We start from the raw sequence: 351 nt of genomic DNA on the forward strand, positions 1-351 counted from the left end.
GAGACCCCACACTACCATCGGCGCTACGGCGTTTCACTTCTGAGTTCGGCATGGGGTCAGGTGGGACCACCGCGCTAGTGCCGCCAGGCAAATTCTGTTGCCGGAAACGAATCTTTTACACCGATGCTGCGTTGGCTGCATTCGCAAAGTCAGTCACATACTTCTGTATGCTCCTTCCTTTCCTTCATTTGCCGCCTTGCCTCAGCGTAAAATCTTTCGTTCCCGAAAATCCGGAATCAGTGCTGAAAATCATCTCTCATCCGCCAAAACATCTTCGGCGTTGTAAGGTTAAGCCTCACGGTTCATTAGTACCGGTTAGCTCAACGCATCGCTGCGCTTACACACCCGGCC

The 351-nt window shown here is 52.7% G+C and carries 1 rRNA gene; it reads right to left on the reverse strand.

What is annotated here, in order from left to right:
- A 5S ribosomal RNA gene (rrf, locus tag ACLJR2_RS23755) occupies positions 1 to 88 on the reverse strand; the annotation flags it as partial.
- Between the last annotated feature and the right edge of the window lie 263 nt (positions 89 to 351).

This window comes from Salmonella sp. SAL03688 (assembly GCF_046551895.1).
Taxonomy (GTDB): domain Bacteria; phylum Pseudomonadota; class Gammaproteobacteria; order Enterobacterales; family Enterobacteriaceae; genus Salmonella; species Salmonella enterica.